The organism is Pantoea stewartii (assembly GCF_011044475.1).
GTDB classification, from domain to species: Bacteria; Pseudomonadota; Gammaproteobacteria; order Enterobacterales; family Enterobacteriaceae; genus Pantoea; species Pantoea stewartii.
Genome location: NZ_CP049115.1, coordinates 86,654 through 104,590, shown reverse-complemented (window position 1 = coordinate 104,590; position 17,937 = coordinate 86,654). Strand labels below are relative to the sequence as shown.

Sequence of the window (17,937 nt, the reverse complement as noted above, 5' to 3'; positions counted from 1 at the left end):
TCCCCTTATTTATCCCAGCTAAAGCGACGCGCCAGCAGCATCAGTCCCTGCTCCAGTAGCAGGCCGACGACCCCAATCAGCAAAATGGCAATCAGGATGTTTTCAACATTGAGGTTGTTCCACTCGTTCCAGATCCAGAAGCCGATCCCCAGGCCGCCCGTCAGCATTTCGGCGGCCACGATCACCAGCCAGGCGATGCCAATCGACAGGCGGACCCCGGTCAGCACCGCTGGCAGAACGGCGGGAAACAGGATGCGGCGCAGGATGGTCCATTCCGACAGTTGCAGCACGCGCGCCACGTTGAGGTAATCCTGGGGAATGCGCTGTACGCCTTCTGCGGTATTGATAATCATCGGCCAGATGGAACAGATAAAAATGGTCCAGCTGGAGGCCGGTTCGGCCCGCTGAAACAGCAGCAGGCCGATAGGCAGCCAGGCCAGCGGGCTGACCGGGCGCAGTAGCGCGATAACCGGATTGAACATGCGTGCCACAAAGGTAAAACGCCCCAGCAGAAAGCCTGCGGGAATCCCCACCAGCGCGGCCAGACCAAAGCCGACAGCCACGCGCTGCAGCGAGGCCAGCACATTCCAGCCGATGCCCTGATCGTTGGGACCGTTGTTATAGAACGGATCGGCGAACAGGACTTTCGCCGCCTCCCAGGTGGCGTACGGGCCGGGAAAGCCTTTGCTGGAAAGCGCCGCAATCTGCCAGATCAGGAGCAGAAGCAGCACACCGCACAGCGCGGGAATGGCACGCTGCAAAAACGGACGCAGGCGCGCAGGTGAACGCATCTTTTTTGGCGTCACCTGAAGGGGCACCACGGTGGCGTGGGTGGGCAGCGTCTCAGGCTGCGCCAGCGAGCGAGTCTGGGTTTTCATCACGACCTCTCTTTATGGTTAATGGCAAAGCTGGCGGCGTAAGCGGCAGGATTCGTGCCATCCCATACCTTGCCGTCCATCAGGGTACTGCTGCGCATCTCACTGCCGGGCAACGTGACGTTGCCGACAGCGCTGGCAGCCTGTTTGTAGATATCGATCTGGTTGATCTGCTTTGCGACAGCCAGGTAGTCCGGATCCTGGGTCAGCATTCCCCAGCGCTTAAGCTGGGTAAGGAACCACATACCATCGGACAGATACGGGAAACTGACGCTGCCGTCATGGAAGAAGCGCATCGCATGCGGATCCTGCCATTTCTGTCCCAGCCCGTTTTCGTACTGGCCGAGCATGCGGCCTTGCAGAATCTCAGGTTTGGTGTTGATCCAGGCGCGCCCGGCCAGCACCTGCGCCGTTTCGCGGCGGTTATCATCGGAGGCATCGATCCAGCGTGCCGTCTCAAGGACAGCCGCCGTCAGCGCGCGCGCCGTATTGGGGTTCTCTTTCACCCACGCGGCGCGGGTGCCGAGAATTTTTTCGGGATGATCGGGCCAAATCTGCTGACTGGTGGCGACGGTAAAACCAATATCGTCGCTGATGGCGCGCTGGTTCCACGGCTCGCCCACACAGAAGCCGCTCATATTGCCAATCTTCATATTCATCACCATCTGCGGCGGCGGCACGACGACGGTGCGCACGTCATCAAACGGATTGATACCGGCATTCGCCAGCCAGTAGTACAGCCACATCGCGTGGGTGCTGGTCGGAAAGGTATGGGCAAAGGTGAGACTGCCTTTGGCCTGGCTGTCGATGGTCTTTTTCAGGCTGGCGGCATCGGTAACCTTCTGCGCTTTCAGCTGGTTCGACAGGGAGATCGCCTGGCCATTGTTATTAAGCGTCATCAGGTTCGCCATCGCATGCTGCGGGCCGGCAACGCCCAGTTGCAGGCCATAGATCAGGCTGTACAAAACGTGTGCCGCATCGAGCTCACCGGAGATCAGCTTGTCGCGGACGGCTGCCCAACTGGCTTCTTTACTGGGCTGTAGCGTCAGACCATATTTTTTGTCAAAGCCTTTCACCGAGGCCATGACGACCGGCGCACAGTCGGTCAGCGGAATAAATCCCACCCGCACGGTGGCTTTTTCTGGCGCATCGGAACCCGCCGCCCATACGGCGTTGCGCAATCCCGGCAACAGCCACAGCCCGCCAACGGCGGCGCTGGATAACAGCAGTTGACGACGAGACAGTGAAACTGGCGATTTGCTCATTTTTTGCCACCCTCAGGAAATAAAAAAAGGCGTCCTCTCCACTGATTTCACAGGGAGATGGACGCCTTTATCCAAAGCACTCGCTTTACCGCCGTTGGCAAAGCAAATGCACACACTCTGTAAGGTAAAGCAAACCGCGTGCCAGCTTTGAAACGGTCCTGCGCGGGCGCTTCAGGGTTTTCTCTGGCGAGTTTTTAACCGATTTTGCACATTGGTGACGCAGATCACGCACAAGCATTGTGCAGCTAACGCTTTCGAGTTACCTCTTCATCGTGGCGGCCACCGTGACAATCGCCTGAGCGATTTCCGACAGCCGTTTATTCTGATCCATCGCGCTTTTACGCAGCCGTTGCCAGGCATGCTCTTCACTCAGCCCATGCTGCTGCATCAGCCAGTTTTTAGCCTGGTCGAGCAGTTTGCGCTCTTCCAGCGTGGCGCGCAGAGTGGCCAGCTCATTGGCCTGATGCTGCAAACGCTGGGACTGCTCCGCGATCAACGACAGCAGCGAGCGACCGAGCTGGGGCGCCAGCCCGTCGCTGTTCAGCGCACCGGACTCGGCAGGCAGCCAGTCCGCCCCGGAGACATATAACGTAAAATTGCAGCCCGACTGTGCCACATGCAGGGGTTCAGCGGCCTGATGCTGTGCCAGTGCGATCGCCTCGCGGCAGCGCGACATCAGCGTGGCTGACAGCTGATCCTCCAGCAGTTTCATTTGATCGATACGCTGTGACAGCAGTGAAAACCACTGCGGTGCGCCGCTGTCATCCCGCCGCCCGTCGGTACAGGCAATGCGCCGCAGTCGTTCAATCTCGCGACTGGCCTGCGCCAGCGGCTGCCAGTGGTGCAAAACCGCCTCATCAGCAAACTGCTGGAATGTCGAAAAACTTTGTTCCTGTGCTTCAATTAAGGCCACCATGGCGCTGCGTTGCTCTGCGCTGAACTGGCCGGCGGCAAAGCCGGCCGCTCCCAGAGCGCGTTCCTGTCCCGCCAGCTCTTTGCCCTGCATAAAGCTGAACAGCGCAATGAGCGCGCGGGTAATGTCAGGATGGCTGGCGGTGTCGGCGGCTTCAAAGACCAGGTTCAGTAAGCTACGGATAATGGTGTTGAATGCCGCAACGGCCTGCGCGTGCGCAATCTGTTGTTGCGTAATCTGCTGGCGCAACGCCGGTAACCCGGCCAGGGCCTGCAGCGCGGCGGCGATCAGGTTACAGAACCGGCTGTATCCCGGCTGGGCTTCGGCTTTGGGTAAGGCCTGGCAAAAATCCCGTTGGCAGCGCGTCACATCCTGCTCACTGGCGAGCCGCTGCTCACCGTAAAGCCGGCCTTCAGAACAAATCCACAGAGTGCTCGCCCCCCGCTCACGCTGAAGCTGATGCACCAGTTCGCTGACGGTGGTAATGAGTTTACCGGTCTGGCGAAGGCGTTGCAGGCTGGCAATATCGCTTTGCCGTGAGGCCTGCACCCAGCTCAGTGCGTCATCCATTGCTCACCCCCTTTTCGTACAAAAAAGGAGTCAAGCAAAAGCCGTGCCGTTTCCGCCCCGTCTTTTCTTAGCCTGACGGCTTGTGCCGCACGTTCCGCCCTTTCCGTTTCTCACTGCGGTGTAAAGTGGTTAACGCGGCTTATTCTTTTACCCAGGCCGCCGGGCCGTGGCAGGGATGGGATCACCCGCGTTTTTGAGGCGAAATGTCGCGAGTAATGCGCCCGATACTGCCCCGGAGGCGCCATCCCTGAAGCCCCTGCACAAGGAACGGGCTAAACGGCCATTACCATGCTATATCATTGGGTGCAATGGTTTGAATTCTCAAAAGTCTTAGGTAGACTGAGCGCTGTAAAGAGTGACCATGAGCGGCCTTGTCTCTGAACAGATCACCTGCCCGGCTGTGCGCCTCCCGATGAGGAGGCGCGATACGTGTGATAAACATCGTGCAGGCAGAGACACTGACGTGAGGAAAAGGGTGAAAAACCATTTAGCGTTTTGCCCGTTAGCTGCATATTTTTTGTCCGGCAGCAAAACGCCCCCTCCTCGGTCAATGCCGATTCGCCGGTGACGTGCAGTGGAACGTGCGCGCCCTGTTCGGGACATGCCCACCGCCCTTGCCTGAGTCAGGCCGCGCGGGCAAAGGCTCAACACAGCCCCGGTCTACCCCGACGTTGCCGATACGGATATGCCCTTGCGGTGATATCCGCGGGCAGGCTCCCGGCGAGGTTGAGCTGACCACCGGTGTGAACCGTCGTCCTGACGGTGACACGCGAGGCAGCACGCATTTGCATGGCCAGATAACTTAACCCCTGTGCGTTGACGTGGGTGGCGACAGCAGACACTGCGGTCCTGTCACGACGGCAACCTGGATCATGAACTGATGAAATTTAACCCCTGCCGTCCTGCGCATACTGCCGGACGCGCAACGCAACGCGGGAAGTACACACAGCCATGAGCGTGGAATCTTCACCGCGTGAGGTGACGACCTCTGGTCGCGAAAATTTGTTACTCAAAGCGGCCGCGCCTCTGCTGAATGCGGTGGTGCAAATTCGTCAGGCTGCTACCCACGATGACCCGGCAGGTTTACGTCAGTCTTTGATTGATGAAATCCGCCTGTTTGAACAACGCTGCAAGCAGGCAGGCCTGCCGTTTGAGATGATCATCGGTGCACGGTACTGTGTGTGCAGTGCCCTGGATGAAGCCGCCGCGCAAACGCCATGGGGCACGCGCGGCGTCTGGTCCGGCAACGGCATGCTGGTGACCTTCCACAATGAAAGCTGGGGCGGCGAAAAGTTCTTCCAGCTGCTTTCACGCATTTCACAAAGCCCTCAGCAGCACCTTTGGCTGCTGGAAATTATTCATTACTGCCTGCTGCTGGGTTATGAAGGGCGTTACCGGGGCAGTGAAAAAGGCCGGGCGCAGTGCGACAGCCTGCGGGCAAGGTTAAAAGCGCTGATCGACGAAACCCGTGCGCAGCAAACCACGGAGTCCACGCCGCTGGTGCAGGTACATCCGCTGGTTAATACGCTGGCCCGTCCGATGGTGCCACTCTGGGCCTGTGCCATGCTGGTCGCCCTGATCGGCTGCCTGATTTACAGCGGACTCAACTGGCGGCTCGGCAACGCGGCTGAGCCTCTGCTGCGCAGTCTGTATAATATGCCGTTGCCACAAATCATGATGAATCGTCGCCCTTCTTCGCCACAGGCGCTGCTCGACTTACGTCAGCGGTTAAATGACGTGATCGCCGCCGGCCAGCTCGAAGTCAGCGACGGTGCGTTTGGCAGCAAAGTGATTATCCCGGCAGACAAGCTGTTTGCCGAACAGGGCACGGTGATTAATCCGGTGGGCCGGGCGCTTCTGGCGCGCGTCTCCGCAGCGATGAAAGACGTCAAAGGCACCATTCTGGTGTCGGTGTTTACCGACGATCAGCCTGTTGACGGCAGTCGGTTTGCCTCAAACTATGAATTCTCTTTCGCCCGTGCCCGGGCGATTAGCCAGTTACTGCAGGTGCAACTGGCCGATTCACACGTGCTCCGGTCAGAAGGCCGCGGCGACAGCGATCCGCTGCTGCCCAACGACAGTAGCGAGAACCGTACCCGTAATCGCCGTGTTGAAATTACGCTGTTTGCCGCACCTGAAACACTGAGTACTCACCAAGGAACACCCTGATGCGCGCTTCTTTCCGCTTATTCTTAACGCATCGGCTGCTGTGGAGCTTTATTGGCGTCACGGCACTGAGTTGCCTGCTGTGGATGCTGGGACCGCTTATCGCGTGGAATGAAACCCGCCCGCTTGAACCCGCGCTACACCGCAAGATTGTGGTCAGTCTGCTTTATCTTCTCTGGATTGGTTTCCAGCTAATTCCTGCGCTGTACCGTGCCTGGTTCAACAGTCGCCTGCTTGACCGGTTGCAGGTCGCAGAGAGCGACGATCCGGCGGAACGGCAGGCCACTGAGGCGCTGCTCAGCCAGCGCTTTAGTGAGGCGGCCATGCGCCTCAAGCGCACCCATTTTGGCCGACGCCAGGGCAGCCTGTGGGCACGGATTAACGCCAATTACCTCTATCAGCTCCCCTGGTATCTGATGATTGGTGCGCCGGGTGCTGGTAAAACCACCGCTCTGCTCAATGCCGGCCTGAAATTTCCCCTGACCGATACGTTCGGCAACGAGGCCGTTCGCGGCGTCGGCGGTACCCGGCACTGCGACTGGTGGTTCACCGACAGCGCCGTGTTGATCGATACCGCCGGGCGCTATGCGTTACAGGAAAGCCAGCGGGCACGCGATGCCAGCGAGTGGCAGAGTTTTATCAATCTGCTGAAGCGCTATCGGGCGCGGCAGCCGATCAACGGCGTCATCCTGACCATCAGCGTCGCGGATTTACTCAGCGATTCGGCTGAGGCGCGTTACGAACAGGCGAACGCGCTGCGCGAACGGCTGAACGAACTGCATCAGCACACCGGTATTCATTTTCCCGTCTATGTCATGGTGACCAAAACCGACCTGCTGAAAGGCTTTATGAGTTATTTCGGCAGCATGGAGAAGGCCCGCCGCGATGCTATCTGGGGCTTTACGTTTCCCTGGGAAGCCGGTAAGCCACACAAGCAGGACTGGCATCTTCACTTCGAGGGGCAGTTTACCCAGTTAGAACAGCAACTGCAGCAGCAACTGGCCGGGCAAATGACCCATGAGCGCGACCTCAATGAGCGGGCAGAATGTTTTCTGTTTCCGCAGGAGTTTGCTTCGCTGCGTCCCCTGCTCAGCGAATACCTGGACAGCATTTTTTCCCCGCGTTCTGAGACCGTGGCCTGGAATCCTCGTGGGCTGTTCTTTACCAGCGGTACACAGGAAGGTTTGCCTTTTGACCGCGTGATGGGCGAGCTGAGCCGCAAACTGCAACTGCGTCAGGCGGGGGCACACTCGATTGCCGCCTGGGATCGGGTCAACCGCAACAGCCCTATTCCCGGCAATAAAGGCCAGAGCTTTTTTATTCGTGATTTGCTGAGCAATCTGGTGTTTAAAGAAAGTGGCCTGGCGGGCAGCAATCGTCGCTGGGAATACCGTAATCAGCTCCTGCACTGGATTGGCTACGGTATGCTGGCCGGGGCGCTGGTAATCATGAGCGGACTGTGGTTGATCAGCTACTATCAGAACCAGCATTATCTGCAGCAGGTTACCGCGCGCGTACCGGCAATTTCTGCACAAAGTCAGCAAGTGATACATCAGCCCGCTGATAATATTTTTGATCTGCTACCCTTTCTGAATAACCTGGTGAAGTTACCGGTGTCCGACCAGTTTTCTCTCGATAATCCGCCGCTTACTATGCGGGCAGGCTTATATCGTGGCAATCAGGTCAGCGATGCCGCCTGGGCGCTTTATCAAAATGCGCTTAAGTCTTTACTGCTGCCCCGGGTCGCTCAGCAGATCACCAACCTGCTGCGTAACGATCCCGGTGATGACAATGAATACAGTCGTAATGCGCTCCGCGCTTATCAGATGCTGTATCAGCCCAGAAACTACGATGGGGAATTTCTACGGGCCTGGCTACTGCAAAATCTGCAGCGTTCGTTACCTGAAAAGGTCAGCGCGCGGGATTTGCAGCAGCTTGACTGGCATTTAAGCCAGCTACTCGATCAGCAAATTCAGTCTTCACCTTATGCGCGTGACAATGCGCTGATGATGCGCAAGCTGGCTGATAATTTGAACAATGCGGGGCGCGGCGGCGCGGTACTGGCGATTGCCCCCGCGAAGGCACAGCGCCCGACAACGCATAATCCATAATGGCGAGGTGAACATGTCTGTATCTCTGGCCCCTGGCTGGTTTGGCAAACTGCCCTCAACAGGGGACTTTATACATCATCGGCTCACTGAACAGGTCATCACGCCGTGGAATCACTGGTTTCAGCAGGGCCTCATTCACTGGCATCAGCAGGACGCGGCCGTGAGCGCCGATTTTCTGCGCGCGCCGGTGTGGAATTTTGTGTTACCGATCACGCCAACGCGTCAGCAGGTACAGATGGGCTGCCTGTTACCGTCTTGCGATCGTGTGGGGCGCGCCTGGCCGCTGCTGGCCTTGCTGAGCTTTCCGCTCAGTCAGTGGCATCCGGCACAGTTAACGATCTCGGGAGACTGGTATCAGGAGTTGGGGGCCACGCTGCTGAATGCCGTGACTCACGGCCTGAGCCCGGACCAGCTCGATCAGCACATCCAGGCCCTGGCTCCGCTGATGGTCCCGGTGCAGCAGCCGTCAGATATTATGGATGTAATCGGTTTCGCGGACCTGCCCTGCACGCTGAGCTGGCAGGACGTCGCCGAACATTTCGACCCGCAGCAACACATAAGTTACTGGTGGAGCAACCGCAGTGACGGTTTCGTACATGCGACACACAAGCATAGCGGTACCCTCACGGCAGAACTGTTCTCATTACTGTTTAATCCGGCAGCAGGTGCACAGCCGGGACGCAACGGCCTCTATCCACCGATGTTCGAGTGAGACGTTGCCTTTGTCCTTCATAACGGGATAGCTCATGCAATTTACCATCGTTCAATGCACGTCTGATGTGCCGGTGAAAACCGTCACGTTTCATCCGCCGGGCGGCACGATCGGCCGCAGTCAGGATAACGATTTGGTGTTACCGGATGAAGCCCGTTCTATTTCTCGTCTGCAGGCGCTGGTGCACCTGTCCTGTAACGGAGAGTGCCGCCTGACTAATCAGGGCAGCGTGACACCGGTCGAACACAACGGTGTGCCGCTCAGCCGGGGAATGCAGGTGAGCCTGAAACACGGGGATGCTCTGCGCATCGGCGACTATGCCATCGACGTACGTGACCCCTCGGTACAGGGCATCAACAGCGATCCGTTGGCGTTTTTTAGCCATGCGGGCCCGCAGACGAATCCGCTGGATATCCCCGAATTTACTGAAGTCGAAGAGGTCGCTCAGGAACCTGTCGCCAGACGCCACGACCACCGGGGCGATGCCAGGCTGGCCATCGATCCCCAGGCCGGTGAGTCCCGATATGCGCCCTCGCCCGCCGCACACGATCACGACAACCTGGTCGCGGCGCTGCTTGACGGTATGGGACTAAGCAACGGCCACAATACGGTGATTAACGAAGAACAGATGCGGACCACTGGCCGCATGTTAAGTCTGTTTTCGCAGGGCACGGTGGCATTGCTGTCGTCGCGCTCTATCCTTAAACGGGGCGTCAAAGCGGAAATGACGATGATCCTGAACGAAGCAAATAACCCGTTCAAGATTCTGCCCTCGGGCAAAACCGTATTGATGCAGATGTACCAGAGCCAGATGCCGGGCTTTATGCAGCCTGAACAGGCGGTACGGGATGCGCTGGTGGATCTGCAGGCACATCAGTTGGGCATGATCGCCGGGATCCGCGCCATCATCGCCGCCATGTTGCAGTCGTTTAATCCGCAGGGGCTGGAGGAGCAGGCGAAGTCAGACGGTGCCGTGTCAAAAGTCCCGTTTACGCCTTATCAAAAAGCCGCACTGTGGGACTATTTCACTCGCCGCTATCAGCGCACTGCGGGTGAAATCGAAGACGATTTCCATACGCTGTTTGGTGAAGCTTTCCTTCATGCTTACGACATGGAGGTGAATCAGTACAAAGATTCCCAGACGCGTACGGATGATGCATGAATATCGCGTTTGCCCAGCGAAGTCAGCAAGGTCAGCGTGATGAACATGCGGATCGCACCGGTGTGGTACTGAATGCCCATCAGGCCAGCTTCGTGGTATGCGACGGCGTAGCGGGACTGCCCGGTGGGGAACAGGCGGCACAACTGGTATGCGACAGCCTGCTGACTCAGTTGCACACCTGTCCGCACCTTACCCTCGCCTTCACACAGCAGGCGATAGAAACGTGCCGCTCTGTGCTTGAAATCGCACAGGGTAATAATCCGAATTTTGCCACGATGTGCACCACGCTGGCGGGCCTGTTTATCGACCGCACCCGACAGCGCGCATGGTGGGCGCACGCGGGCGACAGCCGGGTTTACCACTTTCGGCATGGCGTGCTCAATGCGGTCACCCGCGACCACAGTCTTGTGCAAAAACTGAGCGAGGCAGGCTATGAAAATACCGGAATTAACAGTAATTTACTTTATAATGCGCTCGGCACAGAACCTGCCCATCCTGTGAGCTTTTCTGACGAAATACTGCTGGAAGACGGCGATGCGTTTTTAGTCTGTAGCGACGGGTTTTGGCTCAATCTGACCACCCGGGAAATGGAGCAGACCTTGCGCATGGTGAATGCCTGTGAAGAGTGGCTGACGTTGATGGAACATGCCGTGAGCCGTGAAGTAAAGAAAGATAATCTGAGTGCGCTGGCCGTGTGGATCGGCGAACCGCAGGAGGCCACGCTGCTTTATTCGCTGGCTGACTCAACCCGTTTTCTGCCCTCTCGTGATGGATGAAAGAAACGCTATGAAAGTGTGGTTGCCCGCTCTGGCTACCTTGTTGATGGCCTTTACTGCGCAGGCGGAAAATTATCGCGTGGTGTACTCACCCAGCCTCGAACTGGAAGTGTATATCGACAACGTTGAAGGCAAAACGCCCGACGACTGGTGCCAGGAGACACTGCCACTGCGTATTGTCTCGGGTAAGAGCCAGAATGCAGAGATCCTTAAATCGTTCCTGCCGCGCGTCGGGACACTGTTAGCGAATCAGTGCAATGAACTGGACGTTCTGCCCTGGCAAATGACCAACAGCCAGGGCAGCGTGCTGGCTTCCGGCAGCGCCAGTAAATTGCAGAACTGGCGTCTGATTGTGAACGCCGATGCCGCCACAAGCAGTAACGTTCCGGTTGTCGCGTCGCGGCCAGCAGACAGCACCCCGTTACAGCATTTTGCGTTACCTGATGGCTGCCGCTTTCGCACCGCATGGGACGAAAACGGATTGTCGATCTTTGTCCCGCAAGGCGGTCGGTTGCGCTGCTCGTCGGAAGGCTGGCTCGAAGGCAACAGTGATATTACCGTCAGTGGACACGGCCAACCGCAGACGCTTGCCGTCACGTTTTACCAGGGTTACCCGATCGCCAGTCTGGCCATTGCCGGTAACGCCCTGCAAATCGTTAGCGTCAATAAACAGCGCATGATTGTGACCCGTGCTGATGCGCCTGACAGCTGGCTGGTGCTGCCTTTCGACGATACGCAACATCTGTGGCGCTTTGAGGGCACCCTTCTGGTCAGAGCGGATAAAGCCACTGCGCAGCAGAATGCCAGCGCCCTGTCTGCACGGCTCGACACGCTGCGTAGCCGGTGGGCAGGCAGTTTACCGTCACAACAGAAAGTGAATGTGTTACTTGTGGACACCTTGCGCGCGGATCAGGTTGATCCCGGCGCAGGTGCCTGGCGTAACATCCATTAATTATCGCGTTGCCTGGCAAGCAGGCCCAGTTCAGAGAGTCCACTATGTCGGCTAATGACAATCAGAAAGCAGTACCGAATGCCTTGCCTGACGGATATCGCTTTAACGAGTTCGAAATCAAAGAAGTGATTGGCGGCGGCGGTTTCGGCATTGTCTATCGCGCATGGGACCATCAACTTGAACGCACCATTGCCATTAAAGAATACATGCCTGTTTCGCTGGCGGTCAGGACGGCGGATATGTCGCTGGAATTGCGCGGTGAACGTTTTCAGAAGCTGTTTAATGCCGGTCTGAACAGCTTTATTCAGGAAGCCCGACTGCTGGCACGCTTCAATCATCCGGGCCTGTTGCATGTCCTGCGCTTCTGGGAACAAAACGGCACCGCCTATATGGGCACACTTTACTACAACGGCATGACGTTGAAAGAGTGGCAGTTAACCAGCCATGAGTCTATCACCGAAGACTGGATTCGCCGCTTACTGCCGCCCTTGCTGGGGGCTATCAATACCATTCATCAGGCTGGCTATCTGCACCGTGATATTTCGCTGGATAATATTCAGATTCAGGAAAATCAACTGCCGGTGCTGCTCGACTTTGGCTCTGCCCGCAAAGAGATAGGCAATCTCTCTGATGAAACCGAAATCATGCTGAAGCCGGGGTTTGCCCCCATTGAGCAGTACAGCGAAGAAGGCGAAGGTGAACAAGGCCCCTGGACAGACATCTATGCGCTGGGCGCGGTACTGCACACGCTGATTACCGGCTCCCCGCCGCCGGTCAGCGTGGTGCGCTGCATTGAAGACAACTATCAACCGCTGGTAGTGCGTAAGCCTTCAGGCTATTCGCTGCCGCTGCTGCATGCCATTGACTGTGCGCTATTGATGAAACCGCACGATCGTCCGCAGAGCATCGACGTGTTTGCTGCCCTCATTGCCTTACCGGTCAGCGATGTGGAGGCGGTCGTTAACAGTCTGCAACAGCGCAATGACGCGCAAAACCAACTGGACGCAGCCGCGGCCGACACGGTCCCACCGGTGGTCCTGGCGATGAATCACGGGGCGACGATGGCGGAACCGCTGACCGGACGCACAGTGCGTCGTCTGTCACCGGGGCTTCTGGCGCTGGCCGCCGTTGCCGTTATTGCCGTCGGCGCGGTGGTGTGGGTTGAAAACTCGCAAACCGCTTCGGTGCCGCAGGTGGCGAAACGCAGTGCTGCACCAGCGACCGGCACGGTGCCCGCGGGCCTGGCGATGGTTTACCTGAAACTGGCCGGTGATGAACAGGTGGTCCTGAACGGTCAGCCCGTGGCCTTGCACGCCAGCAGCAACGGTTTTGCCGTGCTGAACCTGGCGGCAGGCCAGTACCGCATTGATGTGCATGCCGGGAATACGACGCGCAGTCAGTCCGTGGTAATTGACAGACCGGGCACCTGGCTGATTAACCCAACCCAGTGACCGGATGCTGCTGGCCTGGCGGGCGCGGATTACGCCTGTCTTGGCCAGTGCTGCTGCAGTTCACGCACCTGGTGCGCCAGGCGGATCAAATCGTCCTCCTGCATCCCGCGCTTAGTCAGTTCTTCTTCCAGCGAAAACAGGTACTGGGCGTTCGAGCCTAACGGTCCACTGGCCGCTGCGATCAGGGGCGCAACCGCCTGAGGACAGGTATCCGGTTCATAAAGCGGATGACGCGGATCCATAATAAAAACCAGCGCCGTCACGCGGCGTTGATCGTCCAGCACCAACTCACACCAGGTCGGCAAATAGCAGCCGGTGATCATTTCACGCTTCCACAGTAATGCCAGTTCGTCGTGCAGCCGTGATTCCGGCAGGCGAAATGCCAGTCCCTGCGTGATGCCGCCCTCTTTCAGCGCCAGCATGCGCCCCGGATGGGAAGCCGTGCCGCGCCCGGCTGTGAGGCGTAAGCAAAAGGCACGGTGCCAGCCGTGCAGCGAGGCCGATGCCACTTCATCGGCTTCAAATACCGGGTTCCACATCAGAGAACCGTAGCCGAAGATCCATACCGGGCTGTGATCGGGCCGACATGCCAGGGTTGCCGCCAGCGACGCCGCGCGCTGTTCACAACTCCACAGTAATGTCTCCTCAATATCACCAAATGATGTTTTACAATCCGCTTTTAATAAAAATTCCCGGGTAAGCAATGCGACCTCCTCGACTTTCACCACGTCCTGTGTAAGACACTCCTCGGTTCTGTTGCGTGAACATTCACAAATTTACGCTGTATTCATTAAACTGACATTAATTATTAACAAAATCAGTTTCAAGTAAGAGTGGGAATATCCGCTAAAAAATAGCCTTTATTTAACTATTAAAAGCGGCAGCTATAACACCCAAAAAAAGTGTTTTACAGCGCGTAAAACGGTAAGGGCTGATGAGTTTCTTCACGGCATCCTGGCGTTCAGGATAACCCCTGCTCGCGCAACGTGAAGTAAACATGCGTAACGTGGGCGCGACAAGAAGCCTGAAACGTGGGCGATCAGAGGGAAGAAATGCGCGTGAGAACGGACATGATGCTGGCGGGACGGGACATATAAACGGGCCTGCTGTTCAGGCCCACAACGCAACACACTATTTTTTGGGATGCCATTTATCGTCATCCCCTTTTTCATAGTCATGTTTCACCGCTGACCAGGCCACTTTATGGGCCACTTCCTCGCGTGATTCATTGCCTCGTCGGTCATCGGGATCCTTATATTGTGACCAGGCATTGTTAAAGGCCTGCTGATAGATATCCTGGGCATGCGCTGGCAGGACGTGCTTAACGCTTTCTGGCAGGTCGCTTCGCTTAGCATAAGGCATCGTTTATCCTCCTCTAACATGATGGTTTATAAGTCTGGCGCAGATAAGCCAAAATGCAAACTGTGGTTTCTGCGCCTCTCCGCTTGTTATTTCTCTGTTCCGGCATTAACGATCACCTTATTGGGATGTATTTTGCAATAATGCGGAAGATTATCGCGAAAGAGGATTTGCTTTATGACTGATTTATCGGACAAAAGCGGGAATAAATTTTTATAAATCCCTTTTCAGGCTGAATGTGTGTGAAAGTAAAAAGCGGTAAATTTTCACCTGCTGTTCGATTGAAAAGTTACACTGCCTGACTTATATATTTCCCTGTCAGGGTGGGTAAATGAATTGCCCTTTTATTCAGCAGCGAGGAGAGTGAATGCCTTTACATGAAAAAACACGTCACAAAGAGTTTTCACTGATACTTCCCCTTATTGCCCTGGGTGTACTCTATTTTTTTGGTGCACAAACCTCACTCCCGCTCGTCGTCGGCATTAATTTACTGGCGCTGGTTGCTATTCTCAGCAGCGCGTTCAGCGTGGTGCGTCATGCGGATGTGCTGGCTCACCGCCTGGGCGAACCCTATGGTTCCCTGATCCTCAGCCTGTCTGTCGTGATTCTGGAAGTCAGCCTGATTTCGGCACTGATGGCCACCGGCGATGCGGCACCTGCGCTGATGCGCGATACGCTCTACTCGATCATTATGATCGTGACCGGCGGGCTGGTGGGCTTTGCCTTACTGCTGGGCGGCAGAAAGTTTGCGACGCAATACGTGAATCTGGCCGGGGTAAAGCAATACCTGATCGCTATTTTTCCGTTAGCCATCCTGGTGCTGGTGTTTCCGAATGCCTTGCCGGGCGGAAATTTCACCGCTGCGCAAAGTTTACTGATTGCCGCTATTTCTGCCGCGATGTATGGCGTTTTCCTGTTGATTCAGACCAAAACGCACCAGAGCCTGTTTGTCTATGAGCACGAAGATGACAGTGATGATGGCGATCCTCACCACGGTAAACCCTCTGCGCACAGTAGCCTCTGGCACGCCATCTGGCTGATCGTGCATCTGATTGCGGTGATTGCCGTCACCAAGATGAATGCTAACCCGCTGGAGCATCTGCTGACCGACCTCAACGCACCGAAGCAGTTCACCGGCTTCCTGGTGGCGTTACTGATCCTCTCACCGGAAGGTCTGGGTGCCATCCGGGCCGTCCTGATGAACCAGGTACAGCGCGCGATGAACCTGTTCTTTGGCTCAGTGCTGGCCACGATTTCGCTGACCGTACCGGCGGTCTCTATTATTGCAACGCTGACAGGCCAGGAATTGATATTCGGTCTGGAACCGCCGCAGATGGTCATTATGATTGCCTCTCTGATCCTGTGTCAGATTAGCTTCTCAACCGGCAGAACGAATGTGCTGAATGGTGCCGCGCACCTGGCCTTATTTGTCGGCTATCTGATGACCATCATGCTGTAATCTCACAAAACTGAGACGAAAAAAAGAGCGAGAATTCGCTCTTTTTTCGTCTGCACTGCGGCTTATTTGCTGGTGTCCAGTGCCGGGAAGGTTTTCACCAGATCGTCAATCGCCTTCATCTGCACCAGGAACGGTTCCAGTTTATCCAGCGGTAACGCCGAAGGACCGTCGCATTTGGCGTTGTCCGGCTCCGGATGGGCTTCAATAAACAGGCCCGCAATGCCCACCGCCATACCGGCACGCGCCAGTTCGGCCACCTGAGCACGGCGTCCGCCTGAGGCGGCACCGAACGGATCGCGCGTTTGCAGCGCGTGCGTCACGTCGAAAATAACCGGCGAGTTATTCGTCACCTTTTTCATGACGTTGAAACCCAGCATATCCACTACCAGGTTGTCGTAGCCAAAGTTACTGCCGCGGTCGCAAAGAATAACCTTGTCGTTTCCGCCTTCGGCAAACTTGTCCACGATGTTGCCCATCTGGCCGGGGCTGACAAACTGGGGCTTCTTGACGTTAATCACCGCGCCCGTTTTCGCCATCGCCTCAACCAGATCGGTCTGACGCGCCAGGAAGGCCGGCAGCTGAATCACATCAACAACATCCGCCACAGGCTGAGCCTGCGCCGCTTCGTGCACATCGGTGATGATTTTCACGCCAAAGGCCTGCTTCAGCGCCTGGAAAATCTTCATGCCCTCTTCCAGGCCGGGGCCACGGTAAGAGTGGATGGAGGAGCGGTTGGCTTTGTCAAAAGACGCTTTGAAAACGTAAGGAATGCCGAGTTTGTCGGTCACGTTTACATAGTGCTCGCAGATGCGCATCGCGAGGTCGTAGGATTCCAGCACGTTCATGCCGCCGAAGAGAACAAATGGCAGATCGTTTGCGACCCTGATATCACCAATACTGACAACTTTCTGTGTCATGCCCTTTCCTTATCTGGGGTGACGCTTAATGCAGCGTCACGCGTTTTTGTTCGATTGCGTGAATCTGGACTTTAATCATTTCGCTGACCGGATCCTCAGGACACTGTTCAACGAAGTAGGTTAAGTCCGTTAACGCGATATGATCGCACTCAAGCTGTGCATAGATTAATCCCCGATCGCGAATTTCATAGGGATCGTCCGGGTCAATGCGCAACAACACCTGGCTGACGTTCAGGGCCAGCTCCATCTGCTTCTCTTCCATCAGCGCCGCTTTCAGCGTATCCAGCATTTTGCGCATTACGCTGACGGTTTTGGCTTCATCGAGATCGTCATCATACAGACGCGCCAGCGGGCTGATATTGCCTTTCAGCCATACTTCGAGCGTGTGCGTATCCAGGGTTTCCCCGTTGAAGGGATTAATCAGCCATTTGTCGCCATCCAGCCAGTCGGCGCGCAGAATCAACTGCGTCGGGAAAATCACCGGCATCAGGGGCAGTTCCAGTTCCGCCGCAATATGCAGCAGAATCACGCCCAGTGACACGGCGGTTCCCTGACGGGTTTTCAGCACTTTATCCAGCCAGAGTGCATCAGACAGATTATACACGCCGCTGGCACCGCCAAATTTCCACTGCTTGTAAAACAGCTCCAGCAGCTTTTCGAGCTTTAAATCCGCATCCTGTTGGTCGCTGACGTAATCCCGGGCTTCAGCCACTAACGCCGCTAACTGTTGTTCGACCGACAGGGTCGGAAAATCGGTGCGAATGGCTTTGGTTGCACCCATCACCGCCTCACAGAGCGGTGTTTCACTGTAATCGAGTTGTTCGGTGGAGCTCATACTATCCCCAATAACGGCATTTTACTCAGTGCCAGCTTAATGATCGTCACCAGCGCGATTAAGGCGACCACAAAGGCTATCCAGCGGGTGCGATCAGAACGAGGGCGGCGGCTCAGCGCCACGGACCCAAGGGCAATATAGATAATAACGCCTAACAGCTTCTCCGTCAGCCAGCTTCCCTGAGGTGAAAACGGATAGAAGTGGGTCAGCATTACCAGCGCTGTGCCGCTCAGCAGCAGCAACGTGTCGTTGACATGTGGAAGAATACGGACCCAGCGGCGTTGCAGTATGGCTGCGCCAACGCGCTGCCAGTAGAAGCGCAGCAGAAACAGCGAAACCGTGATCGCCACGGTCAGCAGATGCAGATTTTTTAGCAGTGGGTAATAAGTAAACATCATTCATCCCTGTGATTTT

General features: G+C 56.5%; 16 protein-coding genes. 8 read left to right on the top strand and 8 right to left on the bottom strand.

What is annotated here, in order from left to right:
- Positions 1–5: 5 nt before the first annotated feature.
- From ntrB to G5574_RS00445, 3 genes are all read right to left on the bottom strand, one after another.
- On the bottom strand, positions 6–878 hold the full coding sequence (gene ntrB, locus G5574_RS00455; RefSeq protein WP_006118920.1) for a nitrate ABC transporter permease: 873 nt from the start codon (positions 876–878) through the stop codon (positions 6–8).
- Positions 878–2,140: a CmpA/NrtA family ABC transporter substrate-binding protein gene (locus G5574_RS00450; RefSeq protein ID WP_033741083.1), complete on the bottom strand. Its 1,263-nt coding sequence runs from the start codon at positions 2,138–2,140 to the stop codon at positions 878–880. The genes ntrB and G5574_RS00450 overlap by 1 nt, the downstream gene beginning before the upstream one ends.
- 259 nt (positions 2,141–2,399) lie before the next feature.
- On the bottom strand, positions 2,400–3,623 hold the full coding sequence (locus G5574_RS00445) for a nitrate regulatory protein (protein ID WP_164481850.1): 1,224 nt from the start codon (positions 3,621–3,623) through the stop codon (positions 2,400–2,402).
- 951 nt (positions 3,624–4,574) lie between these two features.
- On the opposite strand from G5574_RS00445, the gene icmH reads away from it, so the two are divergent.
- The 7 genes from icmH to G5574_RS00410 are packed head-to-tail and all read left to right on the top strand — an operon-like array spanning position 4,575 to position 12,953.
- Entirely contained in the window at positions 4,575–5,792 is a 1,218-nt protein-coding gene (icmH, locus tag G5574_RS00440; protein WP_033741082.1) for a type IVB secretion system protein IcmH/DotU, read from the top strand.
- Positions 5,792–7,900: a type VI secretion system membrane subunit TssM gene (gene tssM, locus G5574_RS00435; protein ID WP_033741079.1), complete on the top strand. Its 2,109-nt coding sequence runs from the start codon at positions 5,792–5,794 to the stop codon at positions 7,898–7,900. The genes icmH and tssM overlap by 1 nt, the downstream gene beginning before the upstream one ends.
- Positions 7,901–7,913: 13 nt before the next feature.
- Positions 7,914–8,612: a type VI secretion system-associated protein TagF gene (tagF, locus tag G5574_RS00430; protein WP_058701708.1), complete on the top strand. Its 699-nt coding sequence runs from the start codon at positions 7,914–7,916 to the stop codon at positions 8,610–8,612.
- 34 nt (positions 8,613–8,646) lie between these two features.
- A complete protein-coding gene (gene tagH, locus G5574_RS00425; RefSeq protein ID WP_164481849.1) occupies positions 8,647–9,774 on the top strand; it encodes a type VI secretion system-associated FHA domain protein TagH in 1,128 nt (375 codons plus the stop codon).
- Positions 9,771–10,550, top strand: coding sequence for a PP2C family protein-serine/threonine phosphatase (locus G5574_RS00420; RefSeq protein WP_058701706.1), 780 nt, complete (start codon positions 9,771–9,773; stop codon positions 10,548–10,550). Before tagH ends, G5574_RS00420 begins: the two co-directional genes overlap by 4 nt.
- Before the next feature lie 10 nt (positions 10,551–10,560).
- A complete protein-coding gene (locus G5574_RS00415) occupies positions 10,561–11,502 on the top strand; it encodes a hypothetical protein (protein WP_033741071.1) in 942 nt (313 codons plus the stop codon).
- A 44-nt stretch (positions 11,503–11,546) separates the two neighbouring features.
- On the top strand, positions 11,547–12,953 hold the full coding sequence (locus G5574_RS00410; protein ID WP_006118911.1) for a serine/threonine protein kinase: 1,407 nt from the start codon (positions 11,547–11,549) through the stop codon (positions 12,951–12,953).
- Between the two features lie 29 nt (positions 12,954–12,982).
- Here the strand turns inward: G5574_RS00410 and G5574_RS00405 are convergent, their stop codons facing one another.
- Both G5574_RS00405 and chaB read right to left on the bottom strand, forming a co-directional pair.
- Positions 12,983–13,657, bottom strand: a complete 675-nt coding sequence (locus tag G5574_RS00405) for a gamma-glutamylcyclotransferase (protein WP_162835475.1) — start codon at positions 13,655–13,657, stop codon at positions 12,983–12,985.
- A gap of 427 nt (positions 13,658–14,084) precedes the next feature.
- Positions 14,085–14,315: a putative cation transport regulator ChaB gene (gene chaB, locus G5574_RS00400; RefSeq protein ID WP_006118909.1), complete on the bottom strand. Its 231-nt coding sequence runs from the start codon at positions 14,313–14,315 to the stop codon at positions 14,085–14,087.
- A gap of 364 nt (positions 14,316–14,679) precedes the next feature.
- On the opposite strand from chaB, the gene chaA reads away from it, so the two are divergent.
- Complete coding sequence (gene chaA, locus G5574_RS00395; RefSeq protein ID WP_006118908.1) at positions 14,680–15,771, top strand: sodium-potassium/proton antiporter ChaA; 1,092 nt, start codon at positions 14,680–14,682, stop codon at positions 15,769–15,771.
- 62 nt (positions 15,772–15,833) lie between these two features.
- Here the strand turns inward: chaA and kdsA are convergent, their stop codons facing one another.
- From kdsA to G5574_RS00380, 3 genes are read right to left on the bottom strand one after another with little or no spacing between them, the layout of a single operon-like run.
- Positions 15,834–16,688, bottom strand: a complete 855-nt coding sequence (gene kdsA / locus G5574_RS00390; RefSeq protein WP_164481848.1) for a 3-deoxy-8-phosphooctulonate synthase — start codon at positions 16,686–16,688, stop codon at positions 15,834–15,836.
- Positions 16,689–16,713: 25 nt separating this feature from the next.
- Positions 16,714–17,523, bottom strand: coding sequence for an invasion regulator SirB1 (gene sirB1, locus G5574_RS00385; protein ID WP_033741062.1), 810 nt, complete (start codon positions 17,521–17,523; stop codon positions 16,714–16,716).
- On the bottom strand, positions 17,520–17,918 hold the full coding sequence (locus G5574_RS00380) for a SirB2 family protein (protein WP_006118905.1): 399 nt from the start codon (positions 17,916–17,918) through the stop codon (positions 17,520–17,522). The genes sirB1 and G5574_RS00380 overlap by 4 nt, the downstream gene beginning before the upstream one ends.
- Positions 17,919–17,937: the final 19 nt, after the last annotated feature.